21 protein-coding genes and 1 pseudogene are annotated in these 18,806 nt (G+C 51.9%); all 22 read left to right on the top strand.

What is annotated here, in order from left to right; genetic code table 11:
- The 22 genes and pseudogenes from QQL62_RS05425 (at position 1) to QQL62_RS05320 (ending at position 18,803) form a co-directional block, all read left to right on the top strand.
- Complete coding sequence (locus tag QQL62_RS05425) at positions 1–609, top strand: NADH-quinone oxidoreductase subunit C (protein WP_284376760.1); 609 nt, start codon at positions 1–3, stop codon at positions 607–609.
- The gene (locus QQL62_RS05420; RefSeq protein WP_284376759.1) at positions 609–830 is read left to right on the top strand and encodes a hypothetical protein; all 222 of its coding nucleotides are present in this window, start codon (positions 609–611) and stop codon (positions 828–830) included. The genes QQL62_RS05425 and QQL62_RS05420 overlap by 1 nt, the downstream gene beginning before the upstream one ends.
- Positions 830–2,038: an NADH-quinone oxidoreductase subunit D gene (locus tag QQL62_RS05415; protein ID WP_284377193.1), complete on the top strand. Its 1,209-nt coding sequence runs from the start codon at positions 830–832 to the stop codon at positions 2,036–2,038. Before QQL62_RS05420 ends, QQL62_RS05415 begins: the two co-directional genes overlap by 1 nt.
- A gap of 322 nt (positions 2,039–2,360) precedes the next feature.
- Positions 2,361–3,059 (top strand): annotated as a pseudogene (gene nuoE / locus QQL62_RS05410) (NADH-quinone oxidoreductase subunit NuoE); the annotation flags it as partial.
- Positions 3,060–3,089: 30 nt separating this feature from the next.
- Positions 3,090–3,638 carry an NADH-quinone oxidoreductase subunit E gene (locus QQL62_RS13490; protein ID WP_348520655.1) on the top strand — a complete coding sequence of 183 codons (549 nt, stop codon included), beginning with the start codon at positions 3,090–3,092 and terminating at the stop codon, positions 3,636–3,638.
- A 44-nt stretch (positions 3,639–3,682) separates the two neighbouring features.
- Complete coding sequence (locus tag QQL62_RS05400; RefSeq protein WP_284376758.1) at positions 3,683–4,462, top strand: NADH-quinone oxidoreductase subunit E; 780 nt, start codon at positions 3,683–3,685, stop codon at positions 4,460–4,462.
- Between the two features lie 58 nt (positions 4,463–4,520).
- Positions 4,521–4,730 carry a DUF5337 family protein gene (locus tag QQL62_RS05395; protein WP_284376757.1) on the top strand — a complete coding sequence of 70 codons (210 nt, stop codon included), beginning with the start codon at positions 4,521–4,523 and terminating at the stop codon, positions 4,728–4,730.
- Between the two features lie 16 nt (positions 4,731–4,746).
- A complete protein-coding gene (gene nuoF / locus QQL62_RS05390; RefSeq protein ID WP_284376755.1) occupies positions 4,747–6,042 on the top strand; it encodes an NADH-quinone oxidoreductase subunit NuoF in 1,296 nt (431 codons plus the stop codon).
- Positions 6,043–6,045: 3 nt separating this feature from the next.
- Complete coding sequence (locus tag QQL62_RS05385) at positions 6,046–6,465, top strand: MAPEG family protein (RefSeq protein WP_284376754.1); 420 nt, start codon at positions 6,046–6,048, stop codon at positions 6,463–6,465.
- Complete coding sequence (locus QQL62_RS05380) at positions 6,465–6,965, top strand: DUF3291 domain-containing protein (RefSeq protein WP_284376753.1); 501 nt, start codon at positions 6,465–6,467, stop codon at positions 6,963–6,965. Before QQL62_RS05385 ends, QQL62_RS05380 begins: the two co-directional genes overlap by 1 nt.
- A 128-nt stretch (positions 6,966–7,093) precedes the next feature.
- Positions 7,094–7,495: a DUF5333 domain-containing protein gene (locus QQL62_RS05375; RefSeq protein WP_284376752.1), complete on the top strand. Its 402-nt coding sequence runs from the start codon at positions 7,094–7,096 to the stop codon at positions 7,493–7,495.
- 4 nt (positions 7,496–7,499) lie between these two features.
- On the top strand, positions 7,500–9,521 hold the full coding sequence (nuoG, locus tag QQL62_RS05370) for an NADH-quinone oxidoreductase subunit NuoG (protein ID WP_284376751.1): 2,022 nt from the start codon (positions 7,500–7,502) through the stop codon (positions 9,519–9,521).
- Positions 9,522–9,529: 8 nt separating this feature from the next.
- A complete protein-coding gene (nuoH, locus tag QQL62_RS05365; RefSeq protein WP_284376750.1) occupies positions 9,530–10,564 on the top strand; it encodes an NADH-quinone oxidoreductase subunit NuoH in 1,035 nt (344 codons plus the stop codon).
- A gap of 51 nt (positions 10,565–10,615) precedes the next feature.
- Positions 10,616–11,158 (top strand): hypothetical protein, encoded by a 543-nt coding sequence (locus tag QQL62_RS05360; RefSeq protein ID WP_284376749.1) that lies wholly within the window; start codon positions 10,616–10,618, stop codon positions 11,156–11,158.
- Positions 11,159–11,282: 124 nt separating this feature from the next.
- On the top strand, positions 11,283–11,774 hold the full coding sequence (gene nuoI / locus QQL62_RS05355; protein WP_431355745.1) for an NADH-quinone oxidoreductase subunit NuoI: 492 nt from the start codon (positions 11,283–11,285) through the stop codon (positions 11,772–11,774).
- A 95-nt stretch (positions 11,775–11,869) separates the two neighbouring features.
- Positions 11,870–12,478, top strand: coding sequence for an NADH-quinone oxidoreductase subunit J (locus QQL62_RS05350; protein WP_284377192.1), 609 nt, complete (start codon positions 11,870–11,872; stop codon positions 12,476–12,478).
- A complete protein-coding gene (locus tag QQL62_RS05345) occupies positions 12,475–12,729 on the top strand; it encodes a hypothetical protein (protein ID WP_284376747.1) in 255 nt (84 codons plus the stop codon). Before QQL62_RS05350 ends, QQL62_RS05345 begins: the two co-directional genes overlap by 4 nt.
- Positions 12,730–12,785: 56 nt before the next feature.
- Positions 12,786–13,091 carry an NADH-quinone oxidoreductase subunit NuoK gene (gene nuoK / locus QQL62_RS05340; protein ID WP_284376745.1) on the top strand — a complete coding sequence of 102 codons (306 nt, stop codon included), beginning with the start codon at positions 12,786–12,788 and terminating at the stop codon, positions 13,089–13,091.
- Positions 13,092–13,095: 4 nt separating this feature from the next.
- On the top strand, positions 13,096–15,069 hold the full coding sequence (gene nuoL / locus QQL62_RS05335; RefSeq protein WP_284376744.1) for an NADH-quinone oxidoreductase subunit L: 1,974 nt from the start codon (positions 13,096–13,098) through the stop codon (positions 15,067–15,069).
- Positions 15,069–16,616 (top strand): NADH-quinone oxidoreductase subunit M, encoded by a 1,548-nt coding sequence (locus tag QQL62_RS05330; RefSeq protein ID WP_284376743.1) that lies wholly within the window; start codon positions 15,069–15,071, stop codon positions 16,614–16,616. The genes nuoL and QQL62_RS05330 overlap by 1 nt, the downstream gene beginning before the upstream one ends.
- Before the next feature lie 13 nt (positions 16,617–16,629).
- Complete coding sequence (nuoN, locus tag QQL62_RS05325) at positions 16,630–18,069, top strand: NADH-quinone oxidoreductase subunit NuoN (RefSeq protein ID WP_284376742.1); 1,440 nt, start codon at positions 16,630–16,632, stop codon at positions 18,067–18,069.
- Positions 18,066–18,803, top strand: a complete 738-nt coding sequence (locus QQL62_RS05320; RefSeq protein ID WP_284376741.1) for a biotin--[acetyl-CoA-carboxylase] ligase — start codon at positions 18,066–18,068, stop codon at positions 18,801–18,803. Before nuoN ends, QQL62_RS05320 begins: the two co-directional genes overlap by 4 nt.
- Positions 18,804–18,806 lie beyond the last annotated feature (3 nt).

The raw sequence follows: 18,806 nt of genomic DNA, 5'->3' as shown, positions 1-18,806 counted from the left end.
ATGTCAGAAGAATTGAAAGAATTAGGCGCGCAGGTTGAGTTGAAATGCCCCAAGGCTGTTTCTGGATATGAGATCACGCCACAGGGTGAATTGTTGGTGCAGGTCAAGTTGGCGCATATTGCTGATGTGGTTGAAGTGTTGAAAAAAGGGGTGGTGTTTCGCTTCTCTACCCTTGTTGATATCACGGCCGTTGATTATCCCGCCCGCGCGGACCGCTTTGAGGTGGTCTATCATTTTCTATCTATGTACACGAATTTGCGTATTCGCCTAAAGGTGCATGTGGCCGAGGATGGCATGGTGCCCTCAATCACCGCGGTGCATCCATCGGCCAATTGGTTCGAGCGCGAGGTTTTTGATATGTATGGCGTGTTGTTTTCTGATCATCCAGATCTGCGCCGTATTCTGACCGATTACGGGTTTCGCGGCTATCCATTGCGCAAGGATTTCCCGACCACGGGCTATACCGAATTGCGCTATGACGAGGTCGAGAAACGTGTGGTTTATGAACCCGTGAATTTGGTGCAGGAATACCGACAATTTGATTTCATGTCGCCGTGGGAGGGTGCGGAATATATCCTGCCCGGTGATGATAAGGCGGAGGCGAAGTGATGGTGTCTGGTATTGCCCAATACGGGTCATTAGCGTCCCAAATCATTCCCTTTGCAATGATGTTTGTCTTGTTCGGACTGCCGTTGGTATTTTTAACGCTGCGCAGTGGGGTTTCAAAGTTCTGGATGCTGTTGCTGATCATTCCTGTGCTTGGTTGGGCGATGCTTCTTTGGATGCTGACCTTTGTAACTTGGCCAAGCCAAGAGGAGTCTGCGAAATGATGGATGGCACATTCAACGACGCCCAAACAGGCGAGCAACGTATTCGCAATTTCAACATCAACTTTGGGCCTCAGCACCCTGCGGCGCACGGTGTTTTGCGTCTTGTGCTAGAGCTGGACGGCGAGATCGTCGAGCGCTGTGATCCGCATATTGGCCTGTTGCACCGCGGTACTGAAAAGTTGATGGAGAGCAGAACCTATCTGCAGAACCTGCCGTATTTCGACCGTCTTGATTACGTGGCCCCGATGAACCAAGAACATGCTTGGTGTCTAGCGATTGAGAAATTGGCCGGCATTGATGTGCCGCGTCGTGGCTCCTTGATCCGTGTGCTTTACTCTGAAATCGGGCGTATCTTGAACCACATCTTGAATGTAACCACTCAGGCGATGGATGTGGGGGCGCTAACCCCGCCGTTGTGGGGATTTGAAGAGCGCGAAAAGCTGATGGTGTTTTACGAGCGTGCTTGTGGTGCGCGCCTGCACGCCAATTATTTCCGCCCTGGTGGTGTGCACCAAGATCTGCCGCAGGATTTGCTGGATGATATCATGGCGTGGTCGATGGAATTCCCAGATGTGCTAGCGGATATCGATGGTTTGCTAACCGAGAACCGTATTTTCAAACAGCGCAACGTGGACATTGCCATTGTGACAGAACAAGAGGCGCTGGACTGGGGCTTTTCTGGGGTGATGGTGCGCGGCTCTGGCATGGCGTGGGATTTACGCCGTGCGCAGCCCTATGAGTGCTATGACGAATTTGAGTTTGATATTCCGGTCGGTAAAAATGGCGATTGTTATGATCGCTATCTGTGCCGCATGCAGGAAATGCGCGAGAGTTTGAAAATCATCCAACAAGCGATCCAAAAGTTAGAGAGCGCGACCGGTGATGTGATGTCGCGCGGCAAGGCATCGCCGCCAAAGCGCCATGAAATGAAAACATCAATGGAAGCATTGATCCACCATTTCAAGCTGTACACCGAAGGTTTCAGGGTGCCCGCGGGCGAGGTTTATGTGGCCGTCGAGGCCCCCAAAGGGGAATTCGGGGTTTATTTGGTATCGGACGGATCAAACAAACCCTACAAAACTAAAATCCGCGCACCGGGTTATCTGCATTTGCAGGCGATGGATCATATTTGTAAGGGCCATCAGTTGGCAGATGTTGCCGCAGTTATTGGCACGATGGATGTGGTTTTCGGGGAGATTGATCGGTGATAATGGTTGGCGGAGACAAAAGAGTTAACGATCGTGCCGATGGATCAGTTTGTGATCAAACCGATCGATATAGAAGCGAAGGTGGATCTCGCCGCGCCTGTCCTTTGGGGGCTTATAGCCTATGTGACTGCAATCCTCATTTGCAGAGGCCTAGGCCCGAAGACAACCTATTTGCTGGTAGCGCTTGTCACCGGAATAAACACCGCGTTTATTCTCTATCTAGTGGGCACCATGCCTTCTGCGTTGAAACTGATGGTTTCAAAAGCACCTTGGAGCTTGGAAATATGGTCGATACTCTGTCGTGGAAGGTGCGGTTAACCTAATGTCAATTCGTCGTTTACATAAAGACCAGCCTGTTGATTTCGCATTTACCACGGCTAACAAGGAATGGGCCGAGGGCCAAATCGCCAAATACCCCGAAGGCCGTCAGGCCAGTGCGGTGATACCGCTATTGTGGCGCGCCCAAGAACAAGAGGGCTGGTTATCGCGCCCTGCAATCGAAACCGTAGGCGAGATGCTGGATATGGCATTTATTCGTGTGCTTGAGGTTGCAACGTTTTATTTCATGTTTCAGTTACAGCCTGTGGGAGCTGTGGCGCATGTACAGGTTTGTGGCACCACATCCTGTATGATCTGCGGTGCAGAAGATTTGATCAGTGTTTGCAAAGATGAGATCGCCCCAGTGGCGCATCAAATTTCGGCTGATGGGCAGTTCAGCTGGGAAGAGGTTGAATGTCTGGGGGCCTGTTCAAATGCGCCGATGGTTCAGATTGGCAAAGATTTCTATGAGGATCTAACCGAGGAGAGCTTTCGCGAAATATTAGCGGCATTTGCACGTGGCGAGATCCCAACTCCTGGCCCGCAGAATGGCCGCTTTGCCGCTGAACCAGTGACAGGGTTGAGCACGTTGACGGAAATGGTGTCTGATAAGCATGGGCAGAACGCATCCGCAGAACGTGCCACTGTATATGGCGATACTATTAAGCGTATTCAGGGCGACGAGGTTCCAGTGTTAAAGCCCATCACCCGTAAAACAAAGGCGTAGCACGAAATGGCCAACGGCGAAAAATCCCAGACCCTATGTACAGCCCTGTGTTGGGGGATGGCGATCCTGTGTGGCGCGTTGCTGGGGGCCTGTTTCATGCTGCGCTCAGTGCATATGCTTTTGTGTGTTTTAATTGCGGTGATCACCACGCTAATTTTGGTCTGGGTTCTGCGCAGATTGTTTTGTAATGCGGGCGGGGATTTTCAAAATGATCAATCAGCCAAAAGGGAAAGCTTAACCGCTAAAACAGCAAGCGATGGCGCGCCAACAGAAGGTCATGCATCCGCCACAGTGCACCAAGACAACGATACGCAAAATGCTGGGCCACAGCTTTTTAACAGCCGCCCCGATCATGTGGATGATTTAAAGAAAATATCTGGCATTGGCCCAAAACTAGAGCAAACATTAAATGATATTGGCGTTTATCAATTTGCGCAGATCGCCTCTTGGGGCGGATCTGACATTGCAGTGGTGGACGCCCAGTTGAGGTTTAAGGGTCGGGTCGAAAGAGATGATTGGGTAAATCAAGCAAAGCAGTTTATAGAGATTATATAGAAAATGGGCAATTTGAGCCCGTGCAACACTTAGGGGAGTAAAATATGGCGAATAAAGATGAAATGAGTTGTTCTGTTAAATGCGGCCTTATGGGCGCTGTATTAGGTATTTTAACGGCGTTGCTTTTGATGTGGTTGACGAATTTAACCAATGCGCAATCGCTATTTTGGGGATTGGCCGTATTTTTCCTAGCGACAGTATTTATGATCTGGGCATGGTGTGGATCTTCGCAGGCTGGTGCAGGCGCTGCCGCCGCCGGTGCATCTGGTGCGGCAATGGCTGCCTCGGCCGCCAGTGCCGAGACTGCAAAACCCGCGCCCGCCCCGAAGCCCGCGCCAAGGCCAAAGCCCGAGCCGGCACCAGAACCCGCGCCAGAGCCAGCCCCAATTCCTACACCAAAGCCAGAACCGGCGCCGGCACCAAAGGCCGCACCTGCTAAATTTGCCGATGTGCCAGAAGAGGCGCCAAAGCCTGCGGCGAAGAAACCGGCTGCTAAAAAGCCTGCCGCCAAGAAACCGGCAGCCAAGAAACCGGCAGCCAAAAAGCCCGCCGCAGAGAAACCACCGGTGTTGTACACGGAGCGCCCCGATCAGGTGGATGACCTAAAGCTGATCTCCGGTGTAGGCCCAAAGCTAGAGGCGACCTGTCACGATATTGGTGTGTACCAATTCGCCCAGATCGCCAATTGGAAAAAGGCAGATATCGCCACCGTGGATGACAAGCTATCGTTTAAGGGGCGCATCGTCCGCGACGAGTGGGTGAAGCAGGCAAAGGTTTTGGCCAAAGGCGGCGAGACCGAATTTTCCAAGCGTAAGAAAAAATAGGCGATAGCCCGTTAACAACCCTTCGGGCCATTGGCCCGAAGGTATAAGGAGAGCAATTTTGAAGCCATCCACACCGGCGCAATCTAAACAAGCGCGTATAGCCAGCATTGTTATGCTGGTTACAATGATACTTTGGATGGTCTTGCAATGGCTCGGTGGCCAAATGGGATGGGCAGTACGCTATGCTTTTCTATTCGATTTCGCCGCGCTGGCGGCCTTTGCATGGGCGCTGATTGTATTGTTTCAAGTTTGGCGCGCGCGCCAATGATCAGGGAAGTGACAAGATGTTAAAAGACCAAGACCGCATCTTTACCAATCTATACGGCATGCATGATCGCAGCCTAAAGGGCGCTAGGGCGCGCGGCCATTGGGATGGCACGGCCAAGCTGATCAAAAAGGGCCGCGACTGGATTGTTGACGAGATGAAGGGCTCTGGCCTGCGCGGGCGCGGGGGGGCTGGTTTTCCCACGGGATTGAAATGGTCATTCATGCCCAAGGAATCTGATGGGCGGCCTGCCTATTTGGTGATCAATGCAGACGAGTCTGAGCCAGGCACCTGCAAGGACCGCGAGATCATGCGCCATGATCCCCATACCCTAATCGAGGGGGCGCTGATCGCCAGTTTCGCCATGAATGCCAATGCTTGTTACATCTATATTCGAGGTGAATTTATCCGCGAACGTGAGGCGCTACAGGCGGCGATCGATGAATGCTATGATGCGGGGCTATTGGGTAAAAATGCTGCCAAGTCTGGCTGGGATTTTGATCTGTATCTGCATCATGGGGCTGGTGCCTATATTTGCGGCGAGGAAACCGCGCTATTGGAGAGCCTAGAGGGTAAAAAGGGCATGCCGCGTATGAAGCCGCCATTCCCTGCGGGGGCCGGGCTGTATGGATGCCCGACCACTGTAAACAATGTGGAATCCATTGCTGTGGTGCCCACAATTTTGCGCCGCGGGGGCGATTGGTTTAAATCCTTTGGCCGCGAGAACAATGCCGGCACCAAGCTGTTTGCGATTTCGGGTCATGTGAACAGCCCCTGTGTGGTCGAAGAAGAGATGTCTATTCCTTTGCGCGAATTGCTGGATCGCCACTGCGGCGGGGTACGCGGCGGCTGGGATAACCTAAAGGCAGTGATCCCCGGTGGGTCATCTGTACCGATGTTACCGCAGAATATTTGCAATGATGCGATCATGGATTTTGACTGGCTGCGCGAGCAGAGATCGGGTCTGGGCACGGCGGCGGTGATTGTGATGGATCAATCCACCGATGTGATCAAGGCGATATGGCGCTTGTCCAAATTTTATAAACACGAGAGTTGCGGTCAGTGCACGCCGTGCCGCGAGGGTACGGGGTGGATGATGCGTGTGATGGAACGTCTGGTCACCGGCGAGGCCGAGGTTGAGGAAATTGATATGCTGTTGGATGTGACCAAGCAGGTCGAGGGCCACACGATTTGTGCGCTGGGCGATGCGGCGGCATGGCCGATCCAAGGCTTGGTACGTCATTTCCGCAATGAAATAGAGGATCGTATTAAACATAAGCGCACCGGGCGGGTCAGCTCGGTTGCGGCGGAGTAGAAAATGGAACATTTTGCACAATATAATCATGCGATTTTTGCCCTTGGGGCCTTTGTTCTAATTGTGATGATTTTGAATCCGCTGTCAGCAAATATAAAAACCAACGAAGGTGTCGAATCCGGTGCTATGCCACCTGCGGATTACAGTTCGAAATCTTATCGCTGGAGCCGCGCCTATATGAATGCGATGGAGGTTAGCGGCCCCTTTGTGGGTGCAACCGTTGCCGCGATTTTGGCTGGTGGTAGCCCCCTTTGGGTAAACCTATTGGCCTCTGTGTTTTTGGTAAGCCGCTTGATTATGGCCTATGTGCACATCAAGGGTATCGGGCATAAGAACATGGGCCCGCGCACAATGATATTTGCCCTTGGCATGTTTTGTATTTGCGGGCTTGCGCTGATTGCTATGATCGGGGCGTTAACCTAATGCAACCAACCGGTCATCATCTTGCGGAATTGAATGTGGCGCGCCTTATCGCCCCTGTTGATGATCCGCGCGTGGCAGATTTTGTAAATAACATTGATCGCATTAATGGGCTGGGTAAACGCATGCCAGGATTTGTGTGGATTATGGAAGGTTCAAGCGAGCCGAATGCGGGGAATTTGGAAACTGCCATCGGCGGGGATCCGCAATTTGTGTCGAATATGACCGTCTGGGAAGATGCCACAAGTCTAGAGAATTTCGTTTTTAACACCGTGCACAAGCAGATTTATGATCGCCGCGCCGAATGGATGGAGCTCATGCAGGGGATGCATTTTGTGATGTGGTGGGTACCCATTGGCCATCAACCCACATTAGACGAGGGGTTGGCCAAGTTGGCGCATTTGAACGCACATGGAGCCAGTGATCAGGCCTTTGGCTGGGATTATCTGGGGATGTCTGCCGAGACCCGCAAAAACCAGTGCAAACCGGCGGCAGTAGTGTGATGGTGGATATTGTAACAAATCGCGAGCGTGGTTGTTATTGCATAACAGTACCACTGTGCCTTTATTTTAGTGCAAAGGGGTGCAGAAATTCTATGCCCCCCCAATGCATGATCTAAAGGAGATATCTAATGCGCATTGTAACTATTTCTGCCCTGATTTTGGCGCTTGGTACGGCAAGTGTTGCTCGCCCAGCCAGCCTGTGGGATGTGCCCGAGGTTGATCGGGGGCTGTTTCAAATTGGTGTAGCGCACGGGGTGCGTAAAAATTGCAACACTATCGAGGCGCATAAGCTGCGCGGGGCCTCCTTTGCGTGGAAATTGGTAGGCCATGCCCGTGATGCAGGGTATTCTATGTCCGAGACCCGCGCCTTTATTGAGGACAAAGACGAGAAGGCGGTGTTGCGGGCCCGCGTTGTGAAATACCTACAGTCCAAGGGATTGGATACTGAGACCCCAAATGCGCTGTGCCAGTTTGGCGAAGCGGAGATAGCAAAGAAAAGCCAAGTTGGCGTATTACTAAGGATGAATTAGGCTCATGTCTGATCTGCGCAAAATCATCATCGACGGTGAAGAAGTCGAAGTAGAAGGAGCGATGACGCTGCTTCAAGCCTGTGAAGTAGCCGGTATCGAGGTGCCACGTTTTTGCTATCACGAGCGTTTGACGATTGCGGGGAACTGTCGGATGTGCTTGGTCGAGGTGGTTGGTGGCCCGCCAAAGCCAGCAGCGTCTTGTGCCATGCAGGTTCGTGATTTGCGCGGGGGGCCAAATGGGGAATTGCCCGAGGTCAAGACCACATCCCCCATGGTAAAAAAGGCCCGCGAGGGTGTAATGGAATTTTTGCTGATCAATCATCCATTGGATTGCCCTATTTGCGATCAGGGTGGAGAATGTGATTTACAAGATCAGGCCATGGCATATGGCGTGGATTTTTCCCGCTTTCGAGAGCCAAAACGTGCATCAGAAGATCTGAATTTAGGGCCACTGGTGGCCACCACTATGACGCGGTGCATTTCCTGTACGCGCTGCGTGCGCTTCACCACCGAGGTGGCGGGTATCACCCAGATGGGCCAGACAGGGCGCGGCGAAGACGCCGAAATTACTTCCTATCTTAATCAAACCTTAGACAGCGAGTTACAGGGTAATATCATCGATCTGTGCCCCGTTGGCGCGCTGACGTCAAAACCCTATGCCTTTACGGCGCGGCCGTGGGAATTGAAGAAAACCGAAACCATCGATGTAATGGATGCGCTTGGGTCAAACATCCGCGTTGACACCAAAGGGCGTGAGGTGATGCGCATTTTGCCGCGAAATCATGATGGTGTGAATGAAGAATGGTTGTCGGACAAGTCCCGCTTTGTTTGGGATGGGTTGCGTCGCCAGCGGCTGGATCGCCCCTATGTGCGCGTGAAGGGTAAGTTAAAGCCAGCCAGCTGGGGCGAGGCCTTTGGGGCTATTGCCAAGGCGGCAAAGGGTAAGAAGGTTGCGGGATTGGCCGGTGATCTGGTCTCGGTTGAGGCGATGTATGCGTTGAAGCAGCTGGTCACTGGGCTGGGCGGTGCGGTGGAATGCCGGGTGGATGATGCAAAATTACCCATCGGCGGGCGCGGCGATTATGTGGGCACCGCCAATATCGAGGATATTGACGAGGCTGAGATGATCCAGCTGGTCGGCATTAACCCCCGCCTAGAGGCGCCGGTGCTAAATGCCCGAATTCGCAAGGCGTATTTGCGTGGCGCGCAGATTGCATTGGTTGGTGAAAAGGTTGATTTGAAATATGAATACTTCCATGTGGGCACAGATCGCGCAGCACTAAGCGCACTGGCTAAAAAGAAGATCACCGCAGAAACCAAGAAAATGAAAACCCTAGTGATTATTGGGCAGGGGGCGTTGTTGGCCGAAGACGGCGAGGCGGTATTGGCCGAGGCACAGAGGTTGGCCGCCAATAGCGCCTCAAAGCTATTGGTTTTACACACGGCCGCGGCGCGTGTGGGGGGCATGGATATCGGTTTTACGACCAAGGGCGGCATAAACGCGGCGCTAAAAGGCGCCGAGGTGGTGTTCAATTTGGGCGCGGATGAGGTGGAAATCGCTGATAATCCCTTTGTGATTTATCAAGGTAGCCATGGAGATCGGGGCGCGCACCGCGCCGATGTAATCCTGCCTGCCGCTGCCTATACCGAGGAAAGTGGCCTATTTGTGAATACAGAAGGTCGACCGCAGATCAGTGCGCGCGCCTCATTTGCACCTGGAGATGCCAAGGAGAACTGGGCGATTTTGCGTGCGCTATCGGCGGATCTGGGGGCGGTATTGCCCTATGACAGTTTGGCGGCCCTGCGCAGTCAGATGTTTGCAGAATTCCCGCATTTGGCAGAGATTGATCAGGTGGCCGAGAATGCAGAATTTACCGCCAAGGCGGGTGAATTAAGCAGCGGTGACTTCCAATCGGCTGTAACAGATCATTATCTGACAAATCCAATTGCGCGGGCATCCGAAGTGATGGCAGAGCTATCGCGCAATGCCAAAGAACGCGCCACAGGCGCCATAGCGGCAGAGTAGGGGTAGGCATGGGGTTTTTTGACACAACACTGGGGATGTTCCTGATCATTTTGGCGCAATGCTTGATGGTTTTGGGGTTTGTGATGATCAGCCTGCTGGTGCTGGTTTATGGGGATCGTAAGGTTTGGGGGGCGGTGCAAATGCGTCGTGGGCCAAATGTTGTGGGGCCTTGGGGGATTTTGCAGACCATTGCGGATGCGTTGAAGTATGTGGTGAAAGAGGTTGTGGTACCTGCGGGGGCGGATCGCACGGTGTTTTTCTTGGCGCCTTTGGCATCCTTTATTTTGGCTGTGGTGGCATGGGCGGTTATTCCCTTTGACGAAACTTGGATATTGTCTGATTTGAATGTGGCGGTTTTGTTTGTTTTTGCGGTATCTAGCCTAGAGGTTTATGGTGTGATCATGGGGGGCTGGGCGTCTAACTCCAAATACCCGTTTTTGGGGGCCTTGCGTTCTGCGGCACAGATGATTTCCTATGAGGTCTCTATCGGGTTTATCATTGTGGGGATTATCATCACCACGGGGTCGCTTAGCTTTGTTGATATTGTGTTGGCGCAGGATGGCGATTGGGGTTTCTTTAGTTGGTACTGGCTACCGCATTTTCCGATGGTGTTTTTGTTCTTTATTTCGGCCCTTGCTGAGACCAATCGCCCACCATTTGATTTGCCTGAGGCAGAGTCAGAATTGGTGGCTGGCTATCAGGTGGAATACTCGTCCACCCCGTTTTTGTTGTTTATGGCCGGTGAATATATTGCCATTTGGCTGATGTGTGCCCTGACCACGCTATTGTTTTTTGGTGGCTGGTTGTCACCTGTGCCTGGACTGCCGGATGGGGCCATTTGGTTCGTTGCTAAGATGGGCTTCTTTTTCTTCTTATTTGCGATGGTAAAGGCGATCACCCCGCGCTATCGCTATGATCAACTAATGCGGCTGGGTTGGAAGGTATTCTTACCCATGTCATTGCTCTGGGTTGTTGTTGTTTCGTTTTTTGCACAGTACGGTGCATTTGGCGGGACATACGCGCGCTGGGTTACTGGAGGATAATCGACTGTGGTTTTAAGAAATACTATTGCTTTATGTGTCTTGGCGATTGGAATGGCGGTGCCTGCTTTTGCCGATTTGCAAGGCGATCTATCGAAGCTAAAGATCAAGACAGAAACCTGTGTGGAGAAACAGCGCAATCTATGCGTGGTATCCGCATCAACACAGGTTTTGACCTCGTCTCGCAACCTCGAACATCTGTTCAAGAATGATCCGGAATTGGTTGAGTGGTATGTGAAGATTTTCCAGAAGGCCAGTTTTGAGGTGGCCAAGGATGGGCGGGCACCCTACCGTAAGTTTCTCTCTGAAAACGCCACTTGGGCCTTGGATTTCCACTCGGAATTGCGCAAGTTTTTGGGCGAGCTACCCTTGGGCGCGCGGCGCATGGATATTGCCTTTGCTGGGTATGGTGTTATTCGCGCCGATGCCTGCCGCGAGATCAAAATCGAGCATTGCGCCATCGCGGCGACACGCTCTGTTCATCTGGCGCATAAGCGCGAGTATTGGGATCAGGTGATCCAAAGATTTGAGATGAAGGAGCCCTTTGTCACAATTTTGCCAGCGGCGCTCATCGCGCAATACGAGGAAATGTTATAGGGATGGTCACGCTACCACATATCGGTTCAAGTTTTGATCGGATGATTGTGGGGCCGATGTGTGCGCGTGGTGGAGCCAGTGGCGTAAAACAGGCGCATCTAGGATGGAACGGATAGGGACGGTTATGGCATTTGATTACACGCGTGCGGGAAAATATTTTCTTTTGGCTGATTTTGTGCTGGGCATGAAATTGGGCTTGAAATATTTTTTCCGCCCCAAGGCCACGCTGAATTATCCCCATGAGAAGGGGCCGCTAAGCCCGCGGTTTCGTGGCGAGCATGCGTTGCGTCGTTATGAAAATGGCGAAGAGCGCTGTATTGCCTGTAAGCTGTGCGAAGCGATTTGCCCGGCCCAAGCGATTGTGATTGATGCAGAGCCGCGCGAGGATGGATCACGCCGCACCACGCGGTATGACATTGATATGACCAAGTGCATTTATTGCGGGTTTTGCCAAGAGGCCTGTCCTGTGGATGCGATTGTTGAGGGGCCGAATTTCGAGTTCGCCACCGAGACACGCGAAGAGCTGTTTTATGACAAGGCGAAGCTGTTGGAAAACGGCGATCGTTGGGAGGCGGAGATCGCGCGCAATCTGGAATTAGATGCGCCGTATCGCTGATGCGTGGCCCCCTATGGGGCGGATATTTGAGGATTGTTTGCGGGTACTGTGCAGACGTGCCCGATCGGGCGGCTAAGAAGGGGATAGAAATGGGCATAACATTGATTGCCTTTTATGTGTTTGCACTTACGGCGGTTGCCTCGGCACTGTTGGTGGTGCTGTCGCGCAATCCTGTGCATTCAGTCTTGTGGTTGATCCTGACATTTTTCAGCGCCTCGGCGATGTTTGTTCTGATGGGTGCCGAATATTTGGCCATGCTGTTGGCCATTGTTTATGTTGGCGCGGTGGCGGTGCTATTCTTGTTTGTGGTGATGATGCTGGATGTTGATTTTGCAGAGCTAAAGTCTGGTATGCAGAATTATATGTTGATTGGCTTGCTGATTGGCGCGGTTCTGTTGTCGGAACTATCTTTGCTGTATGGGCACTGGGTGGTGGCCAGCGAGGCGGGTAGCCTGCTGCAATCACCAACGCCTGCGCTGGCGGATGCGCATAATACCGTGGCCTTGGGGCAAATTATCTATACCGATTATATCTACCTGTTTCAGATTTCTGGGATGATTTTGTTGGTTGCGATGATCGGGGCGATTGTTTTGACATTGCGCCATCGCGGTGATGTTAAACGCCAAAATATTGTCGAACAAATGCACCGTGATCCATCAGAAACGATGGCCGTGGTGAACGTGAAATCAGGGCAGGGGCTATGAAATTTGATCTAAAGGGAAAGATGCTGTTTTCGCTTCCGATTGTGGTGACGATTTTTATGACGGCTACGGGATCATTGTTGGGCATGTCCAAGCCCAGCTGGGCCTGCAAGCCTAACACGCAGCGTTTAGAAGTCTATGTCGGATACAACTGGGATGAATTCACGGCCCTTGAAAAGATTCGCTACAAATTTGATCACAAGGTCCCCGAGCGATTGTATCAGGACTGGCTCGATAATCATCAACCTTGGTAAAATATGACAAACATGCAAACAGAAATTATTATGATTGAAAAGCAGGGGCGCGACCAATGATATCAGTTGAACATTATCTAGTCGTCGGGGCATTGCTGTTTGTTATTGGCATTTTTGGGATTTTTCTAAACCGCAAAAACGTGATTGTGATTTTGATGTCGATCGAGCTGATGCTCTTGGCGGTTAATATCAATATGGTGGCATTTTCCACACATTTGAATGATTTGACAGGGCAGGTATTTGCTCTGTTTATTCTTACGGTTGCGGCAGCCGAGGCGGCGATTGGGCTGGCGATTTTGGTGTGCTTCTTCCGGGTGCGTGGCACCATTGCGGTAGAAGATATTAACGTGATGAAAGGCTAGGCAGATGGAAACGATCCTGCTTTTTGCTCCGCTACTGGGTGCGTTTTTATGTGGCTTCGGGCATCCATTGTTTGGCGAGAAGGTCTCGATGATCATCGCCACGGGCCTGTTGTTCCTATCGGCCGCGCTGTCTTGGGTAGTGTTTTTCAGCTTTCATGGCGAGACCGAGGTTATCACCTTGTTCCGCTGGGTAGAAAGTGGGACGCTGTCTGCTGATTGGGCCATTCGGTTGGATCGTTTAACCGCAATAATGTTGATTGTGGTGACCTCTGTGTCGTCCTTGGTGCACTTGTATTCTTGGGGCTACATGTCTCATGATCCACAATGGAAAGACGGCGAGAGCTATAAGCCGCGCTTTTTCGCATATCTATCGTTCTTTACCTTTGCGATGCTGATGTTGGTTACGGCAGATAATCTGTTGCAGATGTTCTTTGGCTGGGAGGGTGTGGGCGTTGCATCCTATTTGTTGATCGGATTTTACTATCGCAAGCCATCCGCAGGTGCCGCGGCGATGAAGGCCTTTATTGTCAACCGCGTTGGGGATTTCGGCTTTGCGTTGGGGATCTTTGCGCTGTTTTACTTGACGGATAGCATCAATTTTTCCGAAGTACTTGACCCGCATAATGCGAAGGAACTCAGCAAGACCACCCTGCATTTCCTGAGTTGGGAGCTGAATGCGCTAGAGGTTATCACCATGCTGTTGTTCATCGGTGCGATGGGCAAGTCCGCGCAATTGGGGCTGCACACATGGTTGCCTGATGCGATGGAAGGCCCGACCCCAGTGTCGGCGCTGATCCATGCGGCCACCATGGTTACGGCCGGTGTGTTTATGGTCTGCCGTCTGTCGCCATTACTGGAATATGCGGTCTTTACGCCCAGCTTTATTGTGATCATTGGCGCAACCACAGCATTTTTCGCAGCCACCGTTGGATTGGTACAAAATGATATCAAACGGGTGATCGCCTATTCTACTTGTTCCCAGCTGGGCTACATGTTTGTGGCGGCGGGTGTTGGCGCCTATGGCGCGGCGATGTTCCATTTGTTTACGCACGCGTTTTTCAAGGCGATGTTGTTCCTGGGGGCGGGGTCGGTGATCCACGCCATGCATCACGAGCAGGACATGCGCAATTACGGTGGCCTGCGCAAAAAAATTCCAATGACCTTTGCGGCGATGATGATTGGCACCTTGGCCATTACGGGTGTTGGTATACCGCTAACGCATGTTGGCTTTGCTGGATTTCTATCAAAGGATGCGATTATTGAGAGTTCTTATGCCGCAGGTGGTGTGGGGCTATATGGATTTGTGATGCTGGTGGTCGCGGCGGCGATGACCAGTTTTTATTCGTGGCGTTTGATATTTATGACCTTCTACGGTGCCCCGCGTGGGGATGCGAATACTCACGATCATGCGCATGAGAGCCCGATGGTGATGTTAATACCTTTGGGTGTTTTGGCGCTGGGGGCGATTTTTGCTGGCATGTTCTGGTACGAAGATTTCTTTGGCCACCACTGGGAAGAGTTTTTTGGTACATCTCTGTATGCCAATCACGATACCAATCATGTGGTGCATGATGCGCATAGTGTTGCAAATTGGGTAAAGGTATCCCCCTTTGTTGCGATGGCCTTTGGTCTGATTATGGCGCTTTGGTTTTATATCTGGTCGCCTGAAAATCCAGACAATCTTGCAAAAAGCCATAGCGGCCTCTATGCGTTTTTCCTGAACAAATGGTATTTTGACGAACTCTACGGCATTTTGTTCGTGCGCCCCACCAAATGGTTAGGGCATATCCTGTGGAAAAAGGGCGATGGCGCAGTGATTGATGGCGGCATCAACGGTTTGGCGATGGGGGTGATCCCCTTCCTTACGCGTAAATATCAGGCAATACAGTCGGGCTATTTGTTCCACTATGCCTTTGTCATGGTGATTGGGGTTGTTGTGATTGTTACATGGTTTGCATTGGGTGGGGGAGCGCACTGATGGATAATGTTCTCTCACTGGTGATTTTTTTACCTTCATTGGCAGCCTTAATTCTGATGGTTGTTTTACGAGGTGAAGACGCCGCAGCGCAGCGCAACGCTAAGGTTTTGGCGCTGGTTGCCACATTGGCGACCTTTTTGATTAGCATGCCGGTTTTGATCAATTTTGACCCGCTGGACACCTCTTTTCAATTTGTAGAGGAATACGATTGGATTGCGGGACTGAAATATAAGGTAGGTGTAGATGGAATATCGATCCTATTTGTGATGCTAACCACATTCTTGATGCCCATCGTCATCGGCGCCTGTTGGTCGGTGACCCACCGTGTAAAGGAATATATGATCATGTTCCTTGTGCTGGAAACCCTAATGCTGGGTGTATTCTGTGCGCTGGATCTGATCCTGTTCTATGTGATTTTCGAGGCCGGCCTTATTCCGATGTTCCTGATTGTGGGCATTTGGGGGGGCAAGGATCGCGTTTATGCGGCGTTTAAATTCTTCCTTTATACGCTGCTAGGATCGGTTCTGATGCTGGTGGCGATGATCTATATGTGGTTTGATGCGGGCACCACGGATATCGCGGCCTTGATGCAACATCAGTTTGCCTCCAAGGATATGGTCATCTTGGGCGTTAGCGTTGTGGGGGGAATTCAAACCCTGTTATTCCTTGCGTTTTTTGCCAGCTTTGCGGTGAAGATGCCGATGTGGCCTGTACACACGTGGTTGCCTGATGCTCATGTTCAGGCGCCAACTGCGGGGTCTGTGGTCTTGGCCGCGATTCTGTTGAAAATGGGTGGCTATGGCTTTTTGCGCTTTAGTTTGCCAATGTTTCCTGTCGGGGCAGAAGTCATGGCGAATTTCCTATTATGGCTATCTGCCATCGCCATTGTTTACACATCGCTTGTGGCCTTGGTGCAGGAAGATATGAAAAAGCTGATTGCCTATTCATCGGTGGCGCACATGGGGTTCGTAACCATGGGTATTTTTGCGCTGAATCAGCAGGGGTTGGATGGTGCAATTTACCAGATGTTGAGCCATGGGTTTATTTCAGCGGCGTTGTTCCTAGCGGTTGGGGTGATTTATGATCGCATGCATACCCGCGAGATAGACGCCTATGGAGGCTTGGTTATCCGCATGCCCGTCTATGCGGCGGTGTTCATGTTGTTTACCATGGCGAATGTGGGCCTGCCAGGCACATCTGGGTTTGTGGGCGAGTTTTTAACCTTAACAGCGGTGTTTCAGGCCAACACCTGGGTTGCCTTTGTGGCCACTACAGGGGTGATCTTCTCGGCGGGTTATGCGCTATGGCTGTATCGTCGCGTGATATTTGGTGATCTGATAAAAGGCAGCCTGAAGGGTATATTAGATATGGATACCCGCGAGAAGATGCTGATGGCGCCCCTGATTGTGATGACCATTCTGTTGGGTGTTTACCCTGCATTGATCCTCGATCTGATCGGCCCCAGCACCAGCGCACTGTTGGAAAACGTAAACACAGCGCAGGGGCTGGTATCAGATACCGCCCCCCAAGCGCCAGCAGCACATTAAAGGATATCCAGCCATGAACAGCGGAGATATTAACATCATTTTGCCAGAAATTTTTCTGGCTGTTTTTGCCATGGCGGCATTGATGTTTGCGGTATACGGCGGCAAGGATCGCTTGGCTGGATTGATGTTTTGGGCCACCGCGGGGGTTTTATTCCTGCTGGGGGCATGGATCGGGCTTGCCCCTGCGGGCAGTGATGTTGCGTTTAACGGTGCCTTTGTAAATGATGAGTTTGGACGCTTTGCCAAGGTGGTGATGCTCTGGGCCTCGGCGGTTATGCTGTTGCTATCGCGCCAGTATCTGGAAAAACATAACCTGTTGAAATTTGAATTCCCAATTTTGATCGCCTTGGCGGTTCTAGGGATGATGTTGATGGTCTCTGCGGGGGATCTGATGGCGCTTTATATGGGGTTGGAATTGCAATCGCTCTCGCTGTATGTGGTGGCTTCATTTCGCCGAGACTCGGTGCGCTCTACCGAGGCAGGGCTGAAATATTTTGTCTTGGGAGCGCTATCTTCCGGGATTCTGTTATATGGGGCTTCCTTGGTCTATGGCTTTGCGGGTACCACAAATTTTGCGGGTATAGCCTCCACGATCCACGAGGGTGACCTGGGGTTTGGCCTGCTGTTTGGGTTGGTATTCCTAAGTGTTGGCATGGCATTCAAGATATCGGCCGCGCCGTTTCATATGTGGACACCAGATGTTTACGAAGGCTCACCCACGCCGGTTACTGGGTTTTTCGCAACGGCGCCAAAAATGGCGGCGGCCGCGCTGTTTGCACGGGTGGTGCATGATGCCTTTGGTGGTGCGGTAGCTGATTGGCAACAGATCGTGGCGTTTCTGGCGGTTGTTTCTATGTTCTTGGGGTCGATTGCCGCGATTGGTCAGAGCAATATCAAACGCCTGATGGCGTTTTCATCTATTGCACATATGGGCTTTGCCTTGGTGGGGTTGGCCTCTGGAACTGAGGATGGGGTGGCGGCGCTACTAATTTATATGGCGATTTATGTCACCATGAACATCGGGGTTTTTGCGTTTATTTTGAACATGGAACGCGAGGGACGCCCAATTACGGATATTAAATCATTGGGCATGTATTCCAAGGTGGAACCGGCACGCGCTGCTGCCATTAGCGCCTTGATGTTTTCGCTGGCAGGTATTCCGCCACTGGCGGGTTTTTTCGGCAAACTGTATGTGTTGCAGGCCGCTGTGGATGCTGGGTTGGCTTGGCTGGCCATTGCTGGTGTTATCGCTTCGGTAATTGGCGCATTCTATTATCTGCGAATTATTCGCCATATCTATTTTGGCGACGAGGTTGACGCGCTAGACGGCGTAATGCCCGTGATGCACAAGATGGCCCTATATGGGGCGGCACTGATTATGGTCGTCGGGGTGGTCAACCTGTTCGGCGTTCAGCCAATCGCCGCAGATGCGGCCGCTAGCCTGTTAAAATGAGCCAGTGGCCCCAGGGGTTTGACCGTGTGGTCTTGGATGAAATTGACAGTACCAATGCCGAGGCCAAGAGGCGTGCGGATCAGTGTGGTGCGCCGCTGTGGATCATGGCATGGGCACAGAGCGCGGGAGTTGGCCGGCGCGGACGGGTTTGGAATTCTGCGCGGGGAAATTTTTCGGCAACGCTTCTGAAGCCGATCAACGGCACGCTAACCCAAGTGGCGTTACATAGTTTTGTGACCGCGTTGGCGCTTTATGATGCCTTGGTTGAGGTGACGGGCACGCCCGATCGTTTCACCCTGAAATGGCCCAATGATGTGCTGTGTGATGGGCGCAAGCTTGCAGGTATTTTGTTAGAAACCTGTGGCAACGGGCCAAGTCATTTGTGCATTGGTGTTGGGGTTAACTTGGCCCATAGCCCCGATATCAGCGCGCTAGAGGCAGGCAGCGCTACACCAATCGATTTAGGCGCGGTGGTGGGGCCAGAGGATTTTCTAGAGGTATTGGCCGCCAAATTTGCACAGCGCGAAGCCAACTTTGCAACCCATGGGTTTGGGCCCACCCGCACCGCGTGGCTGGCCCACGCGGCGCGTATTGGACAGGTGATCACCGCGCGCATGCCCCGCCGTGAGATCACGGGAATATTTCACACCATAGACGACGAAGGTGCGGTTGTAATAGAAGCAAACGGAACACGCCATGCCATCACGGCGGCGGATATATTTTTCGAAAGTTAGGCA

The sequence above is a fragment of the Amylibacter marinus genome, from assembly GCF_030160015.1.
Lineage (GTDB): Bacteria > Pseudomonadota > Alphaproteobacteria > Rhodobacterales > Rhodobacteraceae > Amylibacter > Amylibacter marinus.
The sequence above is the reverse complement of the archived record's forward strand: the minus strand, read 5'-3'. Positions and strand labels throughout refer to the sequence as shown.